This is a genomic window from Natronorubrum tibetense GA33 (assembly GCF_000383975.1).
Taxonomy (GTDB): domain Archaea; phylum Halobacteriota; class Halobacteria; order Halobacteriales; family Natrialbaceae; genus Natronorubrum; species Natronorubrum tibetense.
In genome coordinates, this window is sequence record NZ_KB913017.1 from 3,729,529 (window position 1) to 3,751,744 (window position 22,216).

The following is a 22,216-nucleotide window of genomic DNA, read 5'->3' on the forward strand; positions in this document are numbered from 1 at the left end:
TGTTCGTACGACGAATCCGATCTCCATACAGCCGTTTACAGCAAGGTACGAATGAGAAGTGACCTCGTATCGAGCGTCACGTCCGAGTTCGCAGGAAGAGCTTTCCACGCCCTGATGGCCGGCGTGTTGCTCGTATTCCTCACTCGGTCGCTAGGTGCAGAGTCGTACGGATTGCTCGCGCTGGCGATCTCTGTCTTCGCGTTTTTCAGGTTGTTCAGCGAAATGGGAATCGCTCGGTCTGCTGCGAGATACGTCGCGGAGTTCAAATCGTCAGAGCCGGCGAAAGCAGACACTGTCGTCGTCGAATCGCGGCTGCTCGCGATCGTTGCAGCGATCGCAGTCGCGCTGATTCTCGTCGTCTCAGCGGACGTGATCGCCGACGTGCTCGACGAACCGTCGATCGCACCCGTCATCGTCGTTGGTTCGGGTATCGTGCTATTTTACTCCCTGCACCAGTACAACCGAATTCTTCTGCAGGGGTACGAGAACGTCATCGCGAGTGCGAAGCTTCACGCCCTCGAAGCGCTGTTCACGGGCCTGTTCGTGATCGGATTCGTCCTCTACGAACCGTCCGCGGTGACCGCGGTCCTCGGATACGTCTTCGGATACGGATCGGCGGCGATCGTCGGGTTCGTCATGATCGCCAGGGTTCGGAGTCCGGACGAAACGGGGGAGAGAGATCGATCCGAAATCCGGTACCAGGTTCTCCGGTACAACGTTCCGCTGACCGTGACGAGACTGTCCGACGTCGTTGACCGACAGGTGGACATCCTCCTCGTGGGCTACTTTATTAATCCGCTGGCCGTCGCGTTCTACACGATCGGGAAAGAAATCTCGCAGCTCGTCAGCGTCCCTGCGGCTTCGCTCGGCTTCGCACTTTCGCCGACTTACGGTGCTGACAAGGCGGCTGGGCGGGGGAAGAACGCCGCAGCCCTCTACCAGGAGAGTCTGAACAAGACGCTCATATTTTATGTCCCCGCTGCTGTCGGGATCATCCTCGTCGCAGACGTCGCGATTCCGAGTATCTTTGGCGACGAGTACACCGGTGCGATTGTCGTTGTGCAAATTCTCGCGTTGTTCGTCTTCTTCGAGGGACTCGCCTCCATTTCGAGCCCTGCCGTCGATTACCTCGGCCGAGCTCGATCGAAAGCGATCGTCAAATTCATTACGTCGTTAGGAAATCTCATTTTGAACATACTGTTAATTCCGGTCGTAGGTGTCGTTGGCGCTGCGATTGCGACCGTCATCACGCACGGTCTGTATTCGTTCGCCACCGTCTACATCGTCTACACGGAACTGCCGTTCGACGTCCCAAGCATCGGCCGTTGTCTCTTACGGGTGTTGGTGCTTTCCTTCGTGATGGGAACGGCCGTTCACGGACTCACCCAGGCGTTCACGGGGTACACGGCACTGATACTGGGTGTAACGATTGGAACCGGTATCTGGCTCTTCGCCTGTCACGCGCTTGATCTCATCGATTACGGCGAGATAGTGACTATGCTCAAAAACTGATTCCACAGGGGTACGTAACACGATGCGAGCGGTGAGTTCGGCCGCTATTATACGGCAGTCCTGTCCAAGTGTTACAGCTACGTCGTTCGTGCTGGAGGGGGCAATCATGGACGTGCTTTCCGGGTCGTTCGAAAAAATACGTACCGAGTCCCTCGTGTACTATCACGACGGTGCGATACCGAATATTGCGATTCCCAGTCGGGATTTGAATGTTGAATGGGTTGCGGAGGAATTAATAAATACTGTCGTAGAATCAAGCAACCGACGGGAGAGATTTTTTCATTTCCTCGATTCAGGGTACAGCGGCCTACTCGCACACGACGACGAGTCTTGGACCGCGTACGGATGGATCTGTACGCCGAGATCCGACAGGGTTCCGATCCAACTCCCCGACTGGATCGGGGACCTCGATACGTATTGGTTGTTCTTTGCCAGAACGAGAGAAGGGGATCGCGGGGAAGGATGGCACAAGTATCTTCTCGCCGAACGGCTGCGAGCGATCTACGAATACGACCTCGGTTCGTCGATTTACACTGACACCGACATCGACAACGTCTCGCGATTTTCGATAGTGTCGAGCGGATTCGGACCGGCAGGAACGCTTAGAACGTACAGTCTGGGCTATCCACCATTCGATATGAAAAAGATCGGGCGGTGGAACTGGGACACGTCGCATCCGCCGCTTCCCGAATCAGAGTGAATTCGAGTTCTCCGTCTGCCGACCAGATATCGAATACGTTCCGGTAGTCGATCAATTCGATGCGCGTCACCGGAAGCGCTTGTACAGTTCCTTCACTCCGTTCATCGCTTTACTTCCTCGTTCGAGCGTGTAGTAGGACCGGATCTCGGGATTAAATTTGGCCTTGTACTTACAGAGGCGGGGATTGTTTGCCCCGGCGAGATCGAATCGTTCGATACCGCGTTCGTGGGCTTGGCGGATATAGTACCAGACGACGAGATCTGTCACGGGTAAATCGAATTCGTAATCGGCTACCCCTTGCCAAGCGAGAATCACCTCGTCGTTCTCCAGTGTGAGATCGCCGCCGACGAACTCACCTTCCGCTCGACAGATGTACGCGCGCATGGTCCCTTCGGGTAGCGCTCGATAGAGATCGCGAGCGAAGGACTCGGGGACATTGAACGCGACGCCTTGCTCGGCGTGACGGTTCTGTGCCATGTTGATGATTCTCCCGACGTCCGCCTCGTCGCCTTCGAGAAGTTCGTACTCGGCGTCGTCAGCATGGCGAACGTTCGACCGGATGTCACCGCTGAACGTCATAAACAGGTCGTCGGAATCGGGCGTGATGTCGACCTCGTAGGTGAACTCCGGGGTCGCCTTGAAGTCGTTCCAGATGAACGGACGGGGATCGTTGTAGGCCGGGTGAGTTCGAACGTGGACGTAGCGAGGGTCGACGGTCTCCTGTAGTTTCACGTCGACAGCCTCAATAAACCGACGGTGGCGCTTTTCGGCCTTTCGTCGTTTCAGCTTTTCGTGGTTGAGTAAAACGGGACCCAGGTAACTGATCTTTAGGTCGGGAGGCGGGGAGAGCGCAATGCGAATCGGGCCCCGCGACAACGCGAAAACCGGGAACAGTCCGATGGGTTCGTCCCCCTTGTAGCCACAGAACGGATGCAGAGTCGCGTTTGAGTACTCTCCCATCACCTTGAGCGCTTCGAAGCGATGGAAAGGGGTAGTCTGTGGAGAGCGCTCGATGAGGCTGTTCCATTCGTCTGCGTCGTCGAGACGCGCGACCTCGATACTCATCTAATCACCTGTCCGGATACAAGGAGGTATCGTGTCTGCGTTACGTAATATATCATCATGAACGTGGAACACTGGCGATCGGACCCAGTGTCAGTGGTTGTCGGAGTTACTCATTACCGCATCGAATGGCATAATAAGTGCGGCATGGGCTTTCAACGTCCGGAAATCGAACCTGCTGGCAAGATGGTGACTGATCGGTTGGTCCGCTGCACCGTCGGGATTACCGGTAGTACACGACGCTGTTCGAATCGTACACTCGGTTCCGTTCCGAGAACTCGTCCCACGGCAGTTCGTCCTCGTAGACGTATTCAGATTCGGCCAACTGTAGCGGTCGCTGCTCGAGTTCCCCCTCGCGGATGAGAACCCCGTCGGCTACTCCGTGGTCGACGGATCCGTCTTCGATCGGCAACCGTTCGCACTCGGACTGCAGCACCTCCTCGTAGTATCGACACGTGACGTGGTCGGATCCCAACTCGTCTCGATGGACCGCATCGAGCTGCTCGAACGATTCCCGTTCCTGTTCCGTGTGGTAGTACGTGTAGAACTCCCGCTCGACGAGGGGGTTATCGGATGCGACGAAGTCGTTCGAGACGGCCACGAACGAGAAACACGATACCAGTAGTAATACGACGAGAAACGTTTTGAAACCGCCTCTCTTGACCAGTTCGTAGAGTCCGTATCCGGCCGTCAATGCGAGGAAGACGAACCCGTAATGAGCGAACCTGGTGAAGTTCACTCCTGCCAGCGATTCGACGAGGAGCGTCGGACCTGGGAACAACAGGGGGATCATCAGCACTGTCGCGACGCTGAACGAGGTGAGAAGCGGTGCCTCGTCGCGCGTCCGTTCGAACCAGAAGAGAAATCCGACGAGTACGAAGAATAACGCGAAGGCGTACGGGAGGTAATTCGCCAACTCGTGCCACGGGAATTGCAATACGCCCCCGGGAGCACCCTCCGTCGGACTCGTTCCGACGAAAATGCCGACGGTGTAATCGATTACGAGGGCCGCGAGGCTCTCGGCGCTATACAACCAGTAAATGCCGGTGATCGCGCCAGCGATGAGCAGCACCGATCCGTCGACGACGTATTTTTCAGCCCCGATTCCGCGCTCGAGAGAGCGCTGGTTGACGGTGTATCCCCGCTCGACGACGAATAGAATTCCGAGTAGTACCAGCACGAACGGGATCGATACCGTGTGATAGAACACGATAGCGGCGACGAAGAGAGCACTCAGCAGCCGCATTCTGACCGACGCGCGGGAGACAAGCGTGAAGAGGAGAACGATAAACAGGACGGACGTGATGCTCCGCGAGATCGAGTACATACCGTAGAAGACGTACTCGGGGATCGCAATGAGCACCAGACAGGAGAGTAACGCGACCGTCTCGTTCGGATACACACGACGCGCGAGGACGTACATCATCACCACGCCCGCACCGAAGATGAGTCCAGAAAGTAAGACCATCGTCGTGTGAGGATTAATCGACTCGCCCAGAAGGGCATACGACGACGCAGTGTACGTGTGCCACAGCGGAAACGACTCGTACAGTTCCCACGTTTCGGGCATCGTACCGGTTTCGTAAATCGAGAGCATCATTCCGACATGAGCGGGCAAATCCGTTCTACCGATGAAGTAATCGTAGTTGAGCGTCACGCTGAAAATCGAGACCAGCAGCGCCAGGATACAGTGATAGAGTGCGACACCGCTGCGTGCAGCGCCGGGTCCGGATGAGAGAATTAGTAAAAACAACAGCCCGTAGACGGCGGCAAACACGAAATAAAACGCCGTCGGTCGAACGGCGTACGCCGCCGTCATGGAGATCAGAATCGCGACGAGTACGTGAACCAGTATCGATGGAATTCGCCAGTCGAGTCGGCGGAGTGAATCGGGATCGAACGTCGTCTTTGTTTTCTTTTCAGTCGACCGTCGGAACGACCGCGCTACCACGGGTGCGAGCAGCATCGGAACGGCGAGATAGATTCCGAGAATACTGAAATTCGACAGTCCCAGCAACAGCGGCGTCAAAATGCCGACAACCGCCAAAACGGGCAGGCCGTAGATCATGAGCGCGTACGTGAGAGCGAACAATTGCTCGCGGCTTACGGCGAACGTCATGCTTTCAATTCTGCCGGCGACAAATCACGACTCGTCGTCCTTGAGGGACGAGAACGGACCCCCTCGTGTCGCGAGCGAACCGTTCGACCGCGAATCGCCGCGTTCGGTAGACGAAATCGTGTGATAGACCGGTAGAGACGAGAGGACACACGTCGTTTGTATCGTCCGTTCAGTTCGAAAGAGAAGTCGGACGTCGCGGGAATCGTCACCGAATTGTGCGACGATTCGTCGAAGGGACCGTCCAGGTCGTGCGCGCCCGCGAGGAGTGTACGTGATCGCATCTGTAGAGTCACGGATCGTACATCGAGCGGGACTGTATAGCTGTAGGGGTGGTGACAGTGCGAAGGAAGGTCTCTCGGTTGAATGTGTGGTTTTCTCAGGACGTAATTGGTGATTTCCGTATCGGATCCGGCTCGCAATCGAACGGGTCGATACCGAGTTCATGGCGAACGGTACGATTGCTGCGGTAGTAGCTTCTTACGCGACGTCCGATCCCTATTCGGTCTCGTAAGCGCCTGTTGACTTCCGGTAATAGTTAATAAATAGACCATATTTTTCCAAAAGAACATATATATTATAATGAAATTGTTCAACTCTAGAATTCAATTCTAATCGTTTGGTGACTTTCATGCGGAAAGACTTATTATACCGTGACTGTCTGTATACAATTACAATGGCACGCGATCGACCGATACTGGACGGCAATAGCAGCAGCACTGGCGACGAGCGACGAACAACCGACAACCGTTGTAACAGGCGGTCGTACCTGAAACTGACCAGTGGTGCCGCTGTGGCAGCGGCGTCTCTGGGGATGGCCACAACCACGGCGAGTGCGACGGCGGGCTCCGATCCCGCCGCGTATCTCGAGAGCGCGGACGACTACAACCACGTCTCGTTCGACGGGAACTGGGAACAGTGGTTCACGAATACGCACGGCGGCTACGTTTCGACGACGACGAATCACAGTCGTGGTGGCAGCGCACTCCGCATCGACTGGCCGACGGGAGAGTACTACGGCGCGACGATGGAGTACCTCATGGACGAAAACCACGGCTACCAGCCCGACTCCGGCCACGTCCGCTACTGGGTCTACTTCCCCGACGACTGGGAGTTCCACTCCGACGGTCTCGGCGGGACGAAACTCCCCGGCTTCGCTGGCACCTACCAAACCGGCGACCACGACATCGGTCCCGGCGGCTACGGTGGCCGCCCCTCCGACGGTACCAACGGTTGGTCGTCCCGACTGTTCAACTGCCGACCAGATCGGGCCGGCGGCCGCGGCCCAATCGGTCTCGGCAGTCAGGTCTACCACGCCGGCGACGGCGGCGAACACGGTGCGCACCCGACCTGGGACGCCGCCCTCGAGACGGGCACTTGGCACCGGATCGACCAGTATGTCGAGATGAATACGCCCGGCAGGGAAGACGGCGTCTACCGCGGCTGGGTTGACGGCGACCTCGCCGTCGAGATGGAGGGGCTGTACTTCCGCGACGAAGGGTACGGTGACCTGATCGGCATCCAAACGCTGTGGGCGATGTTTTACTTCGGCGGCGACTGGGGGTCGCCGGTCGACCAGCACATGCTGTTCGACGATCTGGAGATCTGGTTGTGGAACGATCGTCCGGATCTGAGCGACGGGAATGATGACGAGAGCGGTGAACCGACCGAACCGAGCGTTAGTACCGGCGGTTCAATCGTCGACGAAACCGCTATCGAACTCACCGGCGAGGTGGAAACAGTCGGCGAGCACGACGCGTTGGAAGCCCGATTCTACTTCCGCGAAGCCGGGAGCGACGGTTGGGTCTGGCATTATGCGGGCCCAACCGACGTTACCGAACCGACGAGTATCGCCCGAACCATGTCCAGCGACGAGTTAGCGGAGGGTTCGGAGTACGAATATTACGCGTCCTTGATCGATGGAAGCGAACAAGTAGCTACGGGCGAGACGGAAACGTTCACGACGTTCGAAGAAGAGGCGGAAGAAGGCCCAAGCGTGACTACTGGAAGTACGGAGGTCACCGACGAGTCCGTCGAGTTAACCGGCGAGGTCGAAACAGTCGGCGAGCACGACGCGTTGGAAGCCCGATTCTACTTCCGCGAGGCCGGGAGTGACGGCTGGGTCTGGCATTACGCGGGCCCAACCGATGTTACCGAACCGACGAGTATCACCCGAACCATGTCCAGCGACGAGTTAGCGGAGGGTTCGGAGTACGAATATTACGCGTCCCTGCTCGATGGAAGCGAACAAGTAGCTACGGGCGAGACGGAAACGTTCACGACGTTCGAAGAAGAGGCGGAAGAAGGCCCAAGTGTGACTACCGGAGGTGCGGAGGTCACCGACGAGTCCGTCGAGTTAACCGGTGAGGTCGAAACAGTCGGCGAGCACGACGCGTTGGAAGCCCGATTCTACTTCCGCGAAGCCGGGAGTGGCGGCTGGGTCTGGCATTACGCGGGCCCAACCGATGTTACCGAGCCGACGAGTATCGCCCGAACCATGTCCAACAATGAGTTGGAGACAGGGGCGGAGTACGAGTACTACGCGTCACTGTTGGATGGGGCCAACCGGGTTGCCGAAGGGTCGGTACAGGCGTTCACTACGGCCGACGACGAGGAGGATACCGAAGACGACGAAGAACGTCCAAACCGTGGTCGAGGACAAACTTAACGCGTTACACTGTCTCAACTGACAAGTCTCGTGTTCGGCCAGTAGCAGACGGCCGTTCCACTCAACAAGCGGTCTTTCGATATTTTTCGGCTCAAAGTAACCATCGATACGAAAGAACGCTTTCTATTAAGCAGATCGTTGTATTTTTACTGTTTTTTAAAATAAGAATTATTTCAAGAATTATAGCGAATTCGAACTCGAGAAAGTTTATAATTGTATTACTCGGTTGGTCGAGTCGTAATGGAACGTTACCGAGCGGACGCGGACGACAGTAGCCCCTCGACTGAACACACTCGGTATCGCGGGACTGACGACGGACTCGGTCGACGATCTTGCCTCAAACTGGCGGGCGGAACGCTTGCGACGCTGGGCATCGCGAGCGGGGCTGCGAGCGGACGTGACGACTCGGAGTCCGGACACGATCTTGAGACTGCGTCCGACCACACCGCCATTTCGTTCGACGGAAACTGGGAACAGTGGTTCACGAACACGGAGGGCACCAACACATCGGTGACGTCCGATTCGGACCGCTCGGACGCCGTATTGCGCGTGGACTGGCCGACGGGAGAGTACTACGGCGCGACGATGGAGTACCTCATGGACGAAAACCACGGCTACCAGCCCGACTCCGGCCACGTCCGCTACTGGGTCTACTTCCCCGACGATTGGGAGTTCCACTCCGACGGTCTCGGCGGGACGAAACTCCCCGGCTTCGCCGGCACCTACCAGACCGGCGACCACGACATCGGTCCCGGCGGCTACGGTGGCCGCCCCTCCGACGGCACCAACGGCTGGTCGTCCCGACTGTTCAACTGCCGACCAGATCGGGCCGACGGGAACGGGCCGATCGGTCTCGGCAGTCAGGTCTACCACGCCGGCAACGGCGGCGAACACGGCGCGCACCCGACCTGGGACGCCGCACTCGAGAGGGGAACCTGGCACCAGATCGATCAGTACGTCGAGATGAATACGCCCGGCAGGGAAGACGGCGTCTACCGCGGCTGGGTTGACGGCGACCTCGCCGTCGAGATGGAGAGGCTGTACTTCCGCGACGAGGGGTACGGTGACCTGATCGGCATTCAGGCCCTGTGGTGCAACTGTTACTTCGGCGGCGATTGGGGCTCGCCGGTCGACCAGCACATGCTGTTCGACGACCTCGAACTGTGGCTCTGGGAGGAGCGGCCCTGACTTCTGAGTCGCTATCGCATCGCCCGATAGCGCGGCCACGCCGACGGAAAGCCGACGAGTAGACCGATACACTCGATCGGTTCCATCGACGCAAGCGACGGAAGCGTGTCGGAAGACGACTCAGCGCGGTCGTCGACATCGAGAAGTAACGTCTGATAACTCTTTCCTGACCTACTCCGAGGGATTACCGTTCGTTGATTCACCTCCAAACACTCGTTTACGGCGCTAATGACGGCCAAAGGCTCTTATCCGATGAAGGTAGTAGGTTCCCGTATGCGTCGACGTGCCCTCCTCGCTGCGGTCGCTGGAACGACACTAGCGGGATGTTTTACCGACGATCCAGACTACGGCGAGGTAGATGACGTCGACGACCTCCTCGAAACCGCCGATCAGTACAACACGGTATCGTTCGACGAGGACTGGGAACGGTGGTTCACGAACATCTTTGAGGGATCCGATACGACGACGTACACCGGTCGATCGGACGTTCCGTTTCGGGTCTACTGGCCCGAAGGTGAATATTACGGAATGACGATGGACCACTTCATGGAGGAGCACTACGACTTCGAACCCGAAGCTGCCCACCTCCGGACGTGGATGCGGTTCCCGGACGAATGGGAGTTTTACTCGGACGGGCTCGGTGGAACCAAACTCCCGGGGTTCGCGTCGCGGTTCAACGGTAGCGATACGGAACAGGGAGGATACGGCGGTCGGGAGGTTGACGGGACGAACGGATGGTCCGCGCGTATGTTCAATTGCCGGCCCGACCGACATCCCGAGGGAGCGGGGCCGATCGCCCTCGGGACGCAAATCTATCACGCGGAGGCCGACCGCGAGTACGGCGACCACCCGCGGTGGGACGTTCCGCTCGAGACGGACACCTGGCACCGCATCGACCAGTACGTCGAGGTGAACGCGCCCGGCGAATCCGATGGGGCGTACCTCGCCTGGGTCGACGGGGAACGCGCTATCGGCGTCGACGAACTCTACATGCGCGACGAAGGATACGAGGATATCAAAATCGAGTCCCTGTGGTTCAACTGTTACTTCGGCGGTGACTGGGGGTCGCCAGTCGACCAGCACATGGACTTCGACGACCTCCAGTTGTGGCTGTGGAGTGAGCGACCGAGCGTAACGGCGTCGCAGTGATGTGCCGAAGCGCTGCGGGTGTCCCGGAATCGAGCGGTTCTCGAGTATCGATTCGGTCACGAGACGGTTGGTGACCGGTTGGCCGACTTGTGTACCCTCCGGTTTTACGTTCGTGCTTGGGGTAAACCGATCGATGACCCACCACCGATGGATTCAATTCGTTCGCTGGCAGATGGCCTGGATGGTTACGGCCGTGTTCGGACTGGTGGCACTCGGTGCGCTCACGTATGAACTCTTTTTCCTCCTCACGATGCTCGGTCTCCTCGTCGTGTCCGATCTAACGGCACCGTCCGCCGTGCAACCGAGGTGGCGATCGCGATTGCGGTTACTCCTCGCGTTCGGTCTGGTCGCTTTCTCGATCGTACTGATGCGACGAATCCTCGAAATTCAGGGAATCGGCATACTTTCGTAGTGAGCGGTCGAATCGAGTTCCAGTGCGCGACCGTCACGCCAGAACTGTCGACCGATTTCCTCACATGGCATCCGGTGCACCGTCGGTTATCGCCGCCCCGTTTCACGTCAAGCGTCGTCTATCTCCCACCGACAGGTGACCAGCCACTCCGCTCGACCATCACTCGAGTCGACCTCGAGTTCGATCGGCCGATCGAGTCCAACGGCGAGACCGACACCGATGAACGAGGGTATCGGATGATCGAACCGGTCGAGAGGCGCGAGCGAGCCACCAGAGATCTCGAACGTCATCCGCCCATCGGCACTGTCGACGGTCGGCTTCACCTCACGCGCGAGATCGAGTCCCTCGACCAGTCCATCGGCGAGCGCCGCGGCGAGTGGGGCCGGTGTCGTCGCAAGATCACCGGACAGCATGCGTTCGAATTCTCGAAAGAGACCGTACCCGGTTGGCTCGAGGACGAGTCCGTTACCGCCGTCCTCGGACCGGACGGCAAGTTCTTCGGGAACGTGGCCGCCGGATCGAACAGGAATAACCAACCGTGCTCGATGGAGGTCGGCGTTCGGCCCAGTTGGTGCGTAAATGTGGTCCGCTTTCAGGTCGAACGCGTCGACAATCGCGGCACCGTTCGAGGCGCTTGCGGCGTATATGGATTCGCCGACTGTGACGGAAAGATACTGGCCGGAAGAGAGATAGTACGTGAGGAATCCGCCGAACAGTCCGACAGCGGCGAGCGTAAAGAGGACGTCACGGGTGTCCGGGAAGAGGATCCCGGCCAGACCGATCCCGAGTCCGAGCGCTGCGAGCGCGAGCGCTGTCCAGCGATACTGCGATCCGGAAGAACGAGCGTGATCGCTGCGAAACGATGCGGGTTCTTCGGGAAGCCGTTCGGCGTGATCGGCGGGCAAACGGGTCGTACTCAGGTTGTGGCCACTGACCGATTCACTGTCGGGTGAACTCGCGTCTCCGTCGATGTCTTCGGAACTCATGTGCGGTCAATGGGCCACATTAGAAAACGTATACACTGATATCACATTTGAATGTGGTGGTCAGTAAGATAGATTGTAAACATCTTATTATATTTTAATATAAATATACGACGGGTAATAACCAACGATATCGTTCGAGTACAACGGATCGAACACGAACACTGACTCACCGCCGCGTTCACCGTAACTTGAGTGTCTCGTTTCGTGACCAGCCTCTTTTTACCGACGACGGTGGAAGAAGCGACGCATGGCCGCCGATCACTCGCTCGGTCCGGTTCCCTTTCGCCAGCTCTGGCAGATCCCCGCGGATCTCGTGGCGGTTCTCGGAGTAACGGCCGTCGTCAATGCTGTCGTGTTCGCGCCGATCGTCCGTGAAATACCGATGCTTCGAATTCCGGCAATTCTCGTGTTCGTGCTCTTCGTTCCGGGCTACGCCGTCGTAGCAGCACTCTACCCAGAGCAGGGGGAGTCACCACCCAGCGACGAATCGAGGGAAAGTGATCGATTACGAGCGGGAATCGACGGTTCGGAACGCGTAGCGCTCTCGATCGGCCTCAGTGCGGTAATCGTTCCGATCGTCGGGTTTCTCTTTACGTTCACGTCGTGGGGGATTCAGACCGGTCCGATCGCGATCGGCATCACTGCCTTCTCGCTGATCTTGACGGGCGTCGCCGTCGTTCGACGGTGGACCATTCCCGAAGCGGAGCGGTTTCGGGTTCCGTACGAAACGTGGCTCGCGGCAGCCCGATCCAGTGTGCTCGAACCGGCCGACCGAGCGGATGCGGTCCTGTCCATCCTGCTCGTCGCATCGGTACTTCTCGCGGCCGGAAGCGTCGGGTTCGCCGCCACGAACCTGCCACAGGAAGACGATTTTTCGACCGTCACGCTCCTCGTCGAGGACGACGGTGAACTGGTTGCCGACGACTATCCGACCGAGTTCGAGCCCGGTGAGGAGCAGGAGTTTGTTCTCGCGATCGACAATCACGAACGCCAGACGGTGGATTACACCGTCGTCGTCGCCGAACAGGACGCCGAGGTCCGTGATAATGAAACCGTAGTGCACGAAGAGCGGGAGCTCGAGCGGTTCGAGATTCAACTCGAGCACGACGAAACGGGAACGATCGAACACGATATCGACCCGACGGGAGCGGATGACGAGGTTCGAATCGTGTGGCTGGTGTATCTGGACGACAACGTTCCGTCCGACCCATCAGTAGACGACGCGAGTTATCACGTTCATCTATGGGGAGAATCGGGTGCGACTGAAACGACGACTGACGAGGGGTAGCAGAGTTTTTCCACGGACGATCGACTTTCGAACCGCCGCACCGAATCTCGCTCGACAACGGGTTCGGTCGAACGACACCGTCGATCCAGGCCGTTCACTTCATCAGCCTGTTTCGAAGGACTCGACGAAGACTACGCACGGTCGGGACCGGGTCGTCGATATGTACGACATCGAATCGGGGAGTCATGAGACAGGAACTGAGGATTTTCCACGTTTTGATCGGCAACGACGGGCGATCGACCAGTACCGAACTATCAAATAGAACGCTCGACAGGTGACAGATCTCGCCATAGAGGTAATGACTTCTGATTCCGTTCACGTATCCCGGATCGATCGCCTCAGTCCTACCGGTTGCTTGCATCCAGTAGTACGTCGGGAAATCAGCACCTGCACGAACTGCACAGGAGAGTGATTGCCAGAAACGCGGGTTGATCTCCAGGAGTTTGTACTCGCCCGTCTCGCTGTCCTTCGCGAATTCGATACACGCGATTCCGTGCCAGTCGAGATGCTCCAGGAGTCGACGACCAACAGCCTCAAGATCCGGATCGTACATCGACTCTCGATAGACGCCACCACCGCCAGTGTAGGAGTCGCCGCGAATCTGTCGATGTTGAAACGTCACCTGCGGCTCTCCGTCGTCGTATAGTGCACCGAACACGTACTGTGCGTCGTTTCGCACGTACTTTTGGACGATCGGTTTATGATTCATTTCGGTAATGATCGAATTTCGATTAGGTTTGGCGCCGGATTCGACGTGGACGATCCCCTTTTCGATTCCAGATTCGTTCGATTGGTACGACGGAACCTGCTCTGCCGTAAGAAGATTGTATCGCGATTTGATGATGAACTCGTCGTCCCACTGATCGAATTCATCGATACACCAGGTTTCGGGGACCGGAACCTCTGCCTCGACGGCGTTGTCGTAGAGCTTCATCCGATCGTTGACGATACTGATTGTTTCCATCGAGGGGACAGGTACCGACGTGTGTCGTTCGAATTCGTCCTGATATTTCGCGAGCACATACGGGTCAGAGGGACGAAGCGGGAGAATAGTGCGGACGTTTTGCCGTCTGGCGATGCGTCTCAGCGCATTTTTGTAGGCGATCAGATCGTCCTCGGGAGAACAAATGCGAATCTGTTCGTCACAGAACCGTGATCCGCCTGCCGGGACGTCCTCGTACTCGGAGGCGACGATCGTGTACACGCCGCTTTTTCCGAGTGACCGGACACATGTATAACACGCAGGGCTAAACGTTGCCGGAAGGAGAACTTTCTCTCGCTCGGATACGGTTCCTGCCATGTACACCGTTATCACAACGAGGCCGGATATATACAGTCGTGATTGTTAGATTAGTAACTTGAACTTTAAGTTTTAACTCAAAACTCTACGGAGACCAGAGTCATTAAGCGTTGGGGTACTGTCTAGTTTAGCACCTCCGCTGGCGTCCGTCCGTTGAGTGACTGGTGCGGTCGCTGTGTGTTGTAGTAGTGTGCGAACTGATCAAGCCACTCTCTGACGCTGGCCCGACTGGCCGGTGGTGTTCAGATAAGGTTGAAGGAGTGAGGCGTGGCGTTTTCAAAGTGATTCATGCCCGAAAACGCACGCCTCAGTTCTAGTATCGGCCAAATTGACTTGGATTTTGTGGAGCGAGAGGCAACACCGCGACTGTTGATGAAGCTCAGTATTCAGCTTCATCTCGCTGGCCTCTCGCTTTCAAATACTGTTCGCATTCTCGAGATATTCGGTGTTAATCGAGCTCGGTCCACCGTCCATAATTGGGTTCACAAAGCTGACCTACAGCCAGATTCTGGTCGGGATCCGGATCAGGTTGCGGTTGACGAAACCGTGATCCGACTCAACGACGAGCAGTACTGGCTGTATGCTGCGGTGGATCCCGAGTCAAACGAATTGCTCCATACACAGCTTGAACCGACCAGAACCAAAGTGATAGCAAGTTCATTCATTGCGGAACTGCGCGAGAAACACGACGTCGATGACGCCGTGTTTCTCGTCGACGGCGACAAAGCACTGAACTACGCCTGCCAACGACATGATCTCGATTTCAGATACGAACGCCACGGAAATCGGAACAGCGTCGAACGTGTCTTTCGAGAAATAAAACGACGAACTTCTTCGTTTTCAAACTGCTTTAGTCATGCACACGCGGAAACAGCTGGTGAGTGGCTTAGATCGTTCGCCTTTGCATGGAATCAGCTTATCTGAACACGATGGACTGGCCACCCACGAACTATGAAAGCGGTCGACCCGTATCTTCAGCGTATGAAATCACTTTTCGGTCAGGTTTCGGTCAACATAATTAAGCTGACCGCTCAATCCTAATCGGGAGAGTGCAGTCAGGTGGCCGTAGCCAACAACGAGAAGCTCAGTATCGGAGAGATCGCGTTTCTCGGTTAACCGATGCAGAAACGCGGCAGCTGGATCGGTGCCTTGTCGTGCGAAGACTGCGACATCGAGAATCAACCGTGAGTCGAGATCGATTGCAGCATACCTCAAGGCCAGTCGCCGTTTATCTTGACAGCAGTCTCATCAATCGCGACTCGCGACGATTTCGCCGTCCTCAGAACGCGAAGCGTTCTGATGGGCTGCACGAGAACTTCGTTATCGTGGTCGGCGGCGGGTCTGGCACGCTGTCAGCCAGCCGATGTACCCACTGGCAGATCGCTTGATAAGAGCGGTCTACGCCGAGCAAGCGAAGAATTGCTTGTGTCTATCGAAGCGAATATCTGGTCGCATGGAGGCGGACGGCGAACACCCTGATGGGCGTCGCCATCCGCTCCCAACATTCATCAAATTCCGCCGCATAGCACTCGCTGAGCAGGTCTGCGAGCGGCATGATCAAACCAACTCTACGACCTGCTGCTTCTCAAACCGCGCTAACTAGACGGTGCCACTCGCCCAAATATCTCGCTCGAACAAACTGTTTCGTTCTCTATACTGCCCACGTGTGAGTGGAACCTGATAATTCGATAGCGCCGATTACGTGTCGAGATGCGTAGCGAAGAAAGCGTTAATTTCGGGTCCACCGTACGCTTTATGACGGTTATTCGATAGTTGAACGTCACCTCGCCCCGACGACTCAGCTCTGTTGGCGGTTTGCCTCACCTTCTGAAATAGCGGTGTTAGTCGGTTAGGGCTAATTACCTGATGTTCTTTCCATCCACCCGCGGATTGGTCACGAAATGGCAACAGCGGAAGTAATTTAGCCGCCGATACGCCGAGTAAACAGGCGTGGGCGAAGTTTGGATGCGATTGTGCCCTCCTATCGATCCTAGCGAGCTAAGTACCAAATTCACAGAGACACACCTATGCGCCGCCGAATGCTGCTAACGGGTGGTGGAATCGTTCTCGGGACGACACTCGGAACCGTCCCAGCGACCGCCATGGGACAAGACGATAGCGACGACGATGAGGAGTCGGATTCGATCGAGTTCACCGGCGACGGAGTAACCGTAACGGAGGAGTTCGAAATCGACGGTGGGCCGACGTTGATCGACGGCGTTCACGAGGGTGAGTCGACGTTCGAGGTTCGGGCCGTTCCGAGCGAGAACGGGCAGGACTACTCGCTGCTCAGTCATATCGGACCGTTCGATGGATCAACCGGTACCTTCGTCGAAGAGGGAACGTACGTGCTCTACGTCGACGCCGACGGACCGTGGGAACTGACCGTTCAACAACCGCACGTGTCCGAAGACGACGCGGAGAATCCGCCGTTTTCGATTACGAGTTCCGGAACGGACTGGATCGGTCCGATTCTATTCGACGGTGACACGGTTGTCAAAGCCATGTACGAGGCTGAATCGTACTTCCGCGTCGATGTCGTTCCACAGGAAACGGAGAACGATGACTTCGTTTGGAACGGGAGGGAACTCGTGTTCGATGCGATCGGCCCGTTCGGCGGCGTAACCGCTGTTCACACCGAAGGCGTCGGCTACGTTACCGTGAGCGCCGTCGACGAGTGGACGCTCGAAATCGAGTGAGAGGTCCGCAGGATCCGGTTTCGGTCACTCTATCACTGAGACGGTGACTGATCGTGCTAGCGATAGCGATGTTGCAGACGGGCCGGCCCGAATCTACACGGGGATCACGGACTGCTCGTTCGAGTCGGCGGTCGGCGTTTGGGAGGCGGGGGGGCGATCCACCGCTGGATCGCAAACCGGGAGTTCGAGACCGTGGAGGTCGATATTGGGGGTGAGACGCACGAGGTGACGGTGAAGGTCGCCAGCGACGTGGACGGCGAGGTGTACGATGTGAGCGCTGAGTACGACGAGGCTGCCGCGGTTGCATCAAAAATGGGTTTCCCCGTATGAACAATAATTCGCCAAGCAGAAACGGCAGCAAGAAGAAAACGGTCCTCAAAGGATTGCAACGATTAGACAAAACAAGCGGACTGTTGAATCGGCGAATGGACTCCTACGATGAACTTGTATTTCTGTGCATTAGCTGAAGCAAATTGTCAATACGATATCGCACCAGCGATTATTCCGTGGATGCAGATTTCAAGAAAAGCTCTGCTCTAGTCGGCTATACTGGTCGGCAAAAAACAATATTATTCATACCGATTTTAACGGCAGTTCGTCACTCAGAGACCGACAAGGAAGCTGGGACTACTATTGTTGTCGTCGAAGTCGTCACCGAAGGCAGCACTGATTGCTGCCTGAACGTTGTCTCCGGTCTCAGCCTGCTGGTTCGTCACCGCCGTGTTAGACTGGGTGACATCCTGGGCCTGGTTTACGGTGGCATCAGCGCTGGAACTGGAGAAGGCTTCTGCAGCTCCACCGTGGTTCTTGGGATCGTGGTCATGGCCCATTGCAGTCGCGCTTGACTGCGAAGTGGCTTCTGCAGTGCCTACCTGTGCGTTATTGTTCTCTTGGGTCGTTTCGGCAATGTTTATCGCATCGCCAGAGGTCTGGTCACCGAAATTAACATCGCCGTCTCCGGGCATGTTGGTATGTGAATCTGCCGCTGCTGTTCCTGCGAACCCCATGAACATGAGGCTGCCAAGCATCGCTACCGTCAGTGTGATTGCGAGTGCGCGTTTCATTGTTGTTGTATCAGGCCACACATCACATACACCTGGAGTTTGCAACCCATGCGGAGCGGCGAATCGTTGAAGATTCGCCAGCCCCCTGCCGTCAGTGCTGTGATGCGGGACCCAGTCTCGGCTTATTACTGAGTCCCACTTATACCCGGAGAACAGTTTCGGAGAAACGAGCCGATTAAAGGCCTGAAACGGCCGTCATAGCCACACTTGATGAATATTCATAGATTGTGTATGTGCAGTTATTGTCTCCCTATTGTCACCGTGGTACGTTCGTGATTCCCCTACCGATAGTGTATTGGGTACCAGTTCCAAAATTCCGGATACTAACTGTATAGACGGCTACTGAGACGATCAAAAGCCGAGCTAAAATAAGGTGGTAATTGATTGTTAGGTAGAAATGATGACAAGATGGGTGGATGCTGTATGAAGTGTTACGGTACTCGTGACTATAATCCGCTGGTTATACTCATGGAGAGAGCAACTCTACTAGTCTACTCACGAATAGGACGAACACTCTTGTGTAACACTTTGTTGATCTCACAGCGTGGCTTTGATAGCGTGTTTGAGCGCTTCTCTTCCGGTCTCCGCAGTAATTCCCGTCGAAGCAGGAAGGCTCGGAGATACTGTGTGAGCTTATCTTTTGAGATGCCTCGATGAGGCGAGAGCCACGGTTGCAGAAGCGACCCATGGCTCTCGCAGGTGTTGACGTGAACGTTTTGTCCGCATATTCGCCATTGCCGTGGACAACGTATTCGCGGTCGAATGCGTCGTCCTCGTTTAATTGATCGTAAGCACGAAATCTGTCAATGTAGACGATCAGTGGCCCCTTCTTGCGGTTTGCGAGAAGGAGCCGAACCGTCGATTCATCGGCTGATTTCGCTGGGATCACGTATCGGTCGCCAGTGCCACGATCGACGAGCGTGAACACCGTCGGTTTGTCCCGATCATATGATTCTCGTCCCCAAACCGATATTTTTGCAGAAACCGCGACTGACGACTGAGAGGAGTGGGGCGACCAGTTTACGGCGTACTTGAGCTGAGACAGCGAAGACTCGAGGTGAGAATTGTTTACGATGGAAATTACACTAGTCTCTCCTCGATTCTCGAGGGGCACTCGAACAGGTGGGAAACTCAATAATCAGCATATGTGCTCGTGACAATCTGCCTTCTATGAAAAAAGCGTTTGCGATTCGATCACGTGGGACTCAGTATGAATCGACGCGACATCATCGGTCTCGGTGCAGGTGTCTGTGTCAGTGTCACCGCCGGCTGTCTCGGGAGTAGTGGCGATTCCTCGGACGGTCAGTCCGACGACGAGTCACTGTGGACCGACGAGAGCGACGACGGTCAGCGTGACGAGGAGAGTACGTCGGACGGGGAGTCGGAAACCGAACCGGTCGAGCGGATCACCATCGGCGACGAGTCGGAAACGGACGCGGCGTACTCCCTCTACATCCGGAACGCAACGGACGACGAGCGGTCGGTCGAGGTTCGGATCGACCACGACGAGGAGACCGTCCTCGATCGGACCGAAGACGTTCCGGCCGAGGCGTATCTCGAGATCGTCCTGGTTGATCCGGGAACCTACGAGACGACCGTGGAGTCCGAGTCCAGTCGGAGCACGACGTCGATCACGCCGCCGAGCGCAGACTGCGAAGAATCGCGGACGGTCATGACGCTCGGGGAAGGCGGCATCGGCGTCGATACGTCGATACAATGTTGAGCGGCGGCGTTCGGCATCGTCTCGCTCGAGCGGGAGGGCCGCGAGGTGTCGGCAGACGGGACCTTTTCCGGTCGCGTAGGCATCCGCTAATTATGTGGTCGGGATGTGTGGCCCGTGGCATGCACTTACGCCGACTCGCACCGGGATCCGGCACTCGGTTGCGACGACTGAGCGACGACGCGACGAGCAGGGAGGCTGCGAACGGCGGGATTGTCGTTTTGGGACGTGACAACGGGAACGCAAGTGGACGGTCACTTGCGGCCGGAACACTCGAGTATCGCCAGCGAAACGAACTGTCGACGGCGCGGTTGTCTCCGTTTCGCCGCGCCGGCCGTCTCTCGAGTGAGCCATGCCGCTGATCGACGACGACGGGAACCTCTTCGGGGCCGTCAACGTCATCGACGCGATCATCGTCGTCGTGTTGCTCGCTGTGGTGGTCGCGGGGATCGCGGTCGTCGCGGCCCTGGGCGGCAGCGAATCGGAGACGCGGTACGCAACGATCGAACTCGAGAACCAGCCCGACTACGTCGTCGAGCGAATCGACGAGGGCGACGTCGCGACGTTCGAGGGGTCCGGTGACTCGATCACCGTGACGGACGTCCAGATCACGCCGTCGGCGGCGAACGAGGGGAATAGCAGCCAGCCCGACGTGACGATCCGTACAGAGGTCGACGGCGAGCGTATCGAGGACGAGGACCGGGAGGAGGATCAGTTCCAGGTCGCCGGTAATCCGGTCATGCTCGGGAACGAGATCCAGCTCGATATGGGCGCGTACGCCACGAGCGGGACGGTGACCGATCTCGGACACGATGGGGAGACGCTCTCGGACGCCGAGGGGGCCACCACGACGCGAGCGGCGGTCGAACTCGAGAACGTCCGGCCGTCCGTTGCGGACGGGCTGGGGGAAGGGATGTCCGAGACGATGCGCGGCGAGACGGTCGCGACCGTCGAGGACGTGGAAAGCGAGCCGGCGTCAATCGTCTTACAGAGCGAGGACGGCAACATCTACGAGCGCGAGCATCCGCAGAATCGGGACGTGACGATAGTCGTCGAGTTGCAGACGACGGAAACCGAGACCGGCATCGAGTTCCGGGGTGAGCGACTCGGCGTCGGCTCGTCCATCGTGCTCAACTTCGACGGGATGACCGTTCAGGGCGAGGTGTCCGCTGTTGAGTGACGAGGCGCTCGAGTCCGCGCGGGATCGATCGGTCGTCGTGCAGGTGGTGAGGCGGGGGAGTGATCGGGTTCGGTCGGCGGTCGGAGGGTCCGCGTTCATGCAGGTGGTTTCGGGTTGGGTCTCGAGTTTTCGGTCTCGGGACGAGGGTGAGTCCGTCGGTGGAGGTCCGCTCGGTCGGGCGCGTGCGAACTCGCGAGCGCTTTCGGTGGTCGCGGGGAGTAGGGTGGTCTCGAGCGGGGCGGCCGTCGGGAGCCGAATCACGCAGTGGCGAGGTGGGTCACGGCTCGTCGGTGCTGGAACGAAGGGAACGGACGTTCTGGAGTCGTCGTTCGCCTACCGGTGGCTCACCTCCGAGCCGGATCCGGAGGTCATCGTCATCGACCTCCGCGAGACGCGGGCCCTCGGGCCGCTGATTCGAGGCGTGGATCGGGTCGGGAGGGGACTCGAGGCCCGGAGTACGACGTCGACGGTCGTCGGTTATGTGAGGTGGTTTGTTTCGGCCGTCCAGGCGCGTCCGATTCAGGCGGTGAGTGCTTGCGTGCTGGCTGCGGTGCTCGTTTCGCTAGTGCTAGTTGTGAGTGTTGGATTGGTCTCGGAACCGCTGCTCCTCGGACAGCTTCTGGTGGCCGGTCTGGCTACGCTTGGGCTTCGATCGCAGTCTAGTTTGGGGGAATTGCTCGAGTCTCGAGTCGGTCAGCTGCTCGTGGCGGCGTTCGAACCGCCGGAGCCGCCGGAACGCGGTGAGGGCGGGTCGCGACACGATGAGGAAGAAATACTCCAGGAGTAGAACCCTCTCGAGCGTGAGTCGGCACGGCTCTCGAAGAGACGCACACCTCGAAAGCCCCCGACGCGCTCGAGTCGGGGGGCTTGCTGCGCTCCTCACTCCTTCCAGTCGTTCCGGTGCTTACTGCGCCCGCCTTCCTCGAGCAACGGGAGCGCAAGCGCTCCCGAGCATCGCGACCGCGTCGCGTTCGCTCACCGCGTCGGCCCCTTTCAGTCCCACCCGACCGCGCGGTGGTCTGACGCGAGGCGTCTCCGTCGCCGAAACGGGTCGGGCGACGATCCCGGAGCGTTTCGACGAGGGACGCGAGATTCCGGCTTCGGGACGGGTGGCAGTCGACGAGAACGAAGACGATGCGCTACTCGTTTAGTTGGGTCAGTGTGTAAATCGT

The 22,216-nt window shown here is 57.7% G+C and carries 16 protein-coding genes and 4 pseudogenes; 12 read left to right on the forward strand and 8 right to left on the reverse strand.

Annotation, left to right across the window (positions count from 1 at the left end; translation table 11 throughout):
• Positions 1 to 51: 51 nt before the first annotated feature.
• Together NATTI_RS0119200 and NATTI_RS0119205 are read left to right on the forward strand one after the other, a co-directional pair.
• The gene (locus tag NATTI_RS0119200) at positions 52 to 1,512 is read left to right on the forward strand and encodes a flippase (RefSeq protein WP_027119220.1); all 1,461 of its coding nucleotides are present in this window, start codon (positions 52 to 54) and stop codon (positions 1,510 to 1,512) included.
• 106 nt (positions 1,513 to 1,618) lie between these two features.
• The gene (locus tag NATTI_RS0119205) at positions 1,619 to 2,212 is read left to right on the forward strand and encodes a hypothetical protein (protein ID WP_006088241.1); all 594 of its coding nucleotides are present in this window, start codon (positions 1,619 to 1,621) and stop codon (positions 2,210 to 2,212) included.
• A gap of 66 nt (positions 2,213 to 2,278) precedes the next feature.
• Here the strand turns inward: NATTI_RS0119205 and NATTI_RS0119210 are convergent, their stop codons facing one another.
• On the reverse strand, positions 2,279 to 3,277 hold the full coding sequence (locus tag NATTI_RS0119210) for a GNAT family N-acetyltransferase (RefSeq protein WP_006088240.1): 999 nt from the start codon (positions 3,275 to 3,277) through the stop codon (positions 2,279 to 2,281).
• Positions 3,278 to 3,497: 220 nt separating this feature from the next.
• Positions 3,498 to 5,393 (reverse strand): hypothetical protein, encoded by a 1,896-nt coding sequence (locus tag NATTI_RS0119215; RefSeq protein WP_006088239.1) that lies wholly within the window; start codon positions 5,391 to 5,393, stop codon positions 3,498 to 3,500.
• Between the two features lie 673 nt (positions 5,394 to 6,066).
• Between NATTI_RS0119215 and NATTI_RS25055 the strand changes: the two genes are divergently transcribed.
• The 3 genes from NATTI_RS25055 to NATTI_RS0119230 all read left to right on the forward strand — a co-directional run bounded on the left by NATTI_RS25055 (position 6,067) and on the right by NATTI_RS0119230 (position 10,395).
• Complete coding sequence (locus NATTI_RS25055; protein ID WP_244879984.1) at positions 6,067 to 8,058, forward strand: polysaccharide lyase; 1,992 nt, start codon at positions 6,067 to 6,069, stop codon at positions 8,056 to 8,058.
• Positions 8,059 to 8,298: 240 nt separating this feature from the next.
• Positions 8,299 to 9,246, forward strand: coding sequence for a polysaccharide lyase (locus NATTI_RS0119225; RefSeq protein WP_019992049.1), 948 nt, complete (start codon positions 8,299 to 8,301; stop codon positions 9,244 to 9,246).
• Between the two features lie 273 nt (positions 9,247 to 9,519).
• A complete protein-coding gene (locus NATTI_RS0119230) occupies positions 9,520 to 10,395 on the forward strand; it encodes a polysaccharide lyase (RefSeq protein ID WP_006088236.1) in 876 nt (291 codons plus the stop codon).
• 519 nt (positions 10,396 to 10,914) lie between these two features.
• On the opposite strand, the gene NATTI_RS0119240 is transcribed toward NATTI_RS0119230, so the two are convergent.
• Entirely contained in the window at positions 10,915 to 11,793 is an 879-nt protein-coding gene (locus NATTI_RS0119240) for a hypothetical protein (protein WP_006088234.1), read from the reverse strand.
• A 247-nt stretch (positions 11,794 to 12,040) separates the two neighbouring features.
• Here NATTI_RS0119240 and NATTI_RS0119245 point away from each other — a divergent pair, with 247 nt between their 5' ends.
• Complete coding sequence (locus NATTI_RS0119245; RefSeq protein ID WP_006088233.1) at positions 12,041 to 13,081, forward strand: DUF1616 domain-containing protein; 1,041 nt, start codon at positions 12,041 to 12,043, stop codon at positions 13,079 to 13,081.
• A gap of 94 nt (positions 13,082 to 13,175) precedes the next feature.
• On the opposite strand, the gene NATTI_RS0119250 is transcribed toward NATTI_RS0119245, so the two are convergent.
• Entirely contained in the window at positions 13,176 to 14,045 is an 870-nt protein-coding gene (locus NATTI_RS0119250; protein WP_241434253.1) for a carboxylate--amine ligase, read from the reverse strand.
• Positions 14,046 to 14,503: 458 nt separating this feature from the next.
• A pseudogene (locus tag NATTI_RS25580) lies at positions 14,504 to 14,611 on the reverse strand (integrase core domain-containing protein); the annotation flags it as partial.
• 58 nt (positions 14,612 to 14,669) lie between these two features.
• Here NATTI_RS25580 and NATTI_RS25585 point away from each other — a divergent pair.
• Entirely contained in the window at positions 14,670 to 15,305 is a 636-nt protein-coding gene (locus NATTI_RS25585; RefSeq protein ID WP_081630550.1) for an IS6 family transposase, read from the forward strand.
• Between the two features lie 66 nt (positions 15,306 to 15,371).
• On the opposite strand, the pseudogene NATTI_RS25590 reads toward NATTI_RS25585, so the two are convergent.
• Positions 15,372 to 15,936, reverse strand: a pseudogene (locus tag NATTI_RS25590) (DDE-type integrase/transposase/recombinase); the annotation flags it as partial.
• A gap of 472 nt (positions 15,937 to 16,408) precedes the next feature.
• On the opposite strand from NATTI_RS25590, the gene NATTI_RS0119260 reads away from it, so the two are divergent.
• A complete protein-coding gene (locus tag NATTI_RS0119260; protein WP_241434252.1) occupies positions 16,409 to 17,080 on the forward strand; it encodes a hypothetical protein in 672 nt (223 codons plus the stop codon).
• Positions 17,081 to 17,230: 150 nt separating this feature from the next.
• A pseudogene (gene larC, locus NATTI_RS0119265) lies at positions 17,231 to 17,410 on the forward strand (nickel insertion protein); the annotation flags it as partial.
• A 272-nt stretch (positions 17,411 to 17,682) separates the two neighbouring features.
• Here the strand turns inward: larC and NATTI_RS0119270 are convergent.
• Together NATTI_RS0119270 and NATTI_RS25595 are read right to left on the reverse strand one after the other, a co-directional pair.
• Positions 17,683 to 18,144, reverse strand: coding sequence for a hypothetical protein (locus tag NATTI_RS0119270; protein ID WP_019992051.1), 462 nt, complete (start codon positions 18,142 to 18,144; stop codon positions 17,683 to 17,685).
• A 537-nt stretch (positions 18,145 to 18,681) separates the two neighbouring features.
• Positions 18,682 to 19,114: pseudogene (locus tag NATTI_RS25595) on the reverse strand (transposase); the annotation flags it as partial.
• 240 nt (positions 19,115 to 19,354) lie between these two features.
• Here NATTI_RS25595 and NATTI_RS0119275 point away from each other — a divergent pair.
• The 3 genes from NATTI_RS0119275 to NATTI_RS0119285 all read left to right on the forward strand — a co-directional run bounded on the left by NATTI_RS0119275 (position 19,355) and on the right by NATTI_RS0119285 (position 21,831).
• Positions 19,355 to 19,867, forward strand: coding sequence for a hypothetical protein (locus tag NATTI_RS0119275; RefSeq protein WP_006088225.1), 513 nt, complete (start codon positions 19,355 to 19,357; stop codon positions 19,865 to 19,867).
• A gap of 349 nt (positions 19,868 to 20,216) precedes the next feature.
• The gene (locus NATTI_RS0119280) at positions 20,217 to 21,044 is read left to right on the forward strand and encodes a DUF4330 family protein (protein WP_006088224.1); all 828 of its coding nucleotides are present in this window, start codon (positions 20,217 to 20,219) and stop codon (positions 21,042 to 21,044) included.
• Entirely contained in the window at positions 21,037 to 21,831 is a 795-nt protein-coding gene (locus NATTI_RS0119285) for a hypothetical protein (RefSeq protein ID WP_006088223.1), read from the forward strand. The genes NATTI_RS0119280 and NATTI_RS0119285 overlap by 8 nt, the downstream gene beginning before the upstream one ends.
• Positions 21,832 to 22,216: the final 385 nt, after the last annotated feature.

Bases quoted from the DNA above. Each gene is read 5' to 3' on its own strand.
- NATTI_RS0119200 (WP_027119220.1), top strand. From the start codon at position 52: ATGAGAAGTGACCTCGTATCGAGCGTCACGTCCGAGTTCGCAGGAAGA.
- NATTI_RS0119205 (WP_006088241.1), top strand. From the start codon at position 1,619: ATGGACGTGCTTTCCGGGTCGTTCGAAAAAATACGTACCGAGTCCCTC.
- NATTI_RS0119210 (WP_006088240.1), bottom strand. From the start codon at position 3,277: ATGAGTATCGAGGTCGCGCGTCTCGACGACGCAGACGAATGGAACAGC.
- NATTI_RS0119215 (WP_006088239.1), bottom strand. From the start codon at position 5,393: ATGACGTTCGCCGTAAGCCGCGAGCAATTGTTCGCTCTCACGTACGCG.
- NATTI_RS25055 (WP_244879984.1), top strand. From the start codon at position 6,067: ATGGCACGCGATCGACCGATACTGGACGGCAATAGCAGCAGCACTGGC.
- NATTI_RS0119225 (WP_019992049.1), top strand. From the start codon at position 8,299: ATGGAACGTTACCGAGCGGACGCGGACGACAGTAGCCCCTCGACTGAA.
- NATTI_RS0119230 (WP_006088236.1), top strand. From the start codon at position 9,520: ATGCGTCGACGTGCCCTCCTCGCTGCGGTCGCTGGAACGACACTAGCG.
- NATTI_RS0119240 (WP_006088234.1), bottom strand. From the start codon at position 11,793: ATGAGTTCCGAAGACATCGACGGAGACGCGAGTTCACCCGACAGTGAA.
- NATTI_RS0119245 (WP_006088233.1), top strand. From the start codon at position 12,041: ATGGCCGCCGATCACTCGCTCGGTCCGGTTCCCTTTCGCCAGCTCTGG.
- NATTI_RS0119250 (WP_241434253.1), bottom strand. From the start codon at position 14,045: ATGGAAACAATCAGTATCGTCAACGATCGGATGAAGCTCTACGACAAC.
- NATTI_RS25585 (WP_081630550.1), top strand. From the start codon at position 14,670: ATGCCCGAAAACGCACGCCTCAGTTCTAGTATCGGCCAAATTGACTTG.
- NATTI_RS0119260 (WP_241434252.1), top strand. From the start codon at position 16,409: ATGCGCCGCCGAATGCTGCTAACGGGTGGTGGAATCGTTCTCGGGACG.
- NATTI_RS0119270 (WP_019992051.1), bottom strand. From the start codon at position 18,144: ATGAAACGCGCACTCGCAATCACACTGACGGTAGCGATGCTTGGCAGC.
- NATTI_RS0119275 (WP_006088225.1), top strand. From the start codon at position 19,355: ATGAATCGACGCGACATCATCGGTCTCGGTGCAGGTGTCTGTGTCAGT.
- NATTI_RS0119280 (WP_006088224.1), top strand. From the start codon at position 20,217: ATGCCGCTGATCGACGACGACGGGAACCTCTTCGGGGCCGTCAACGTC.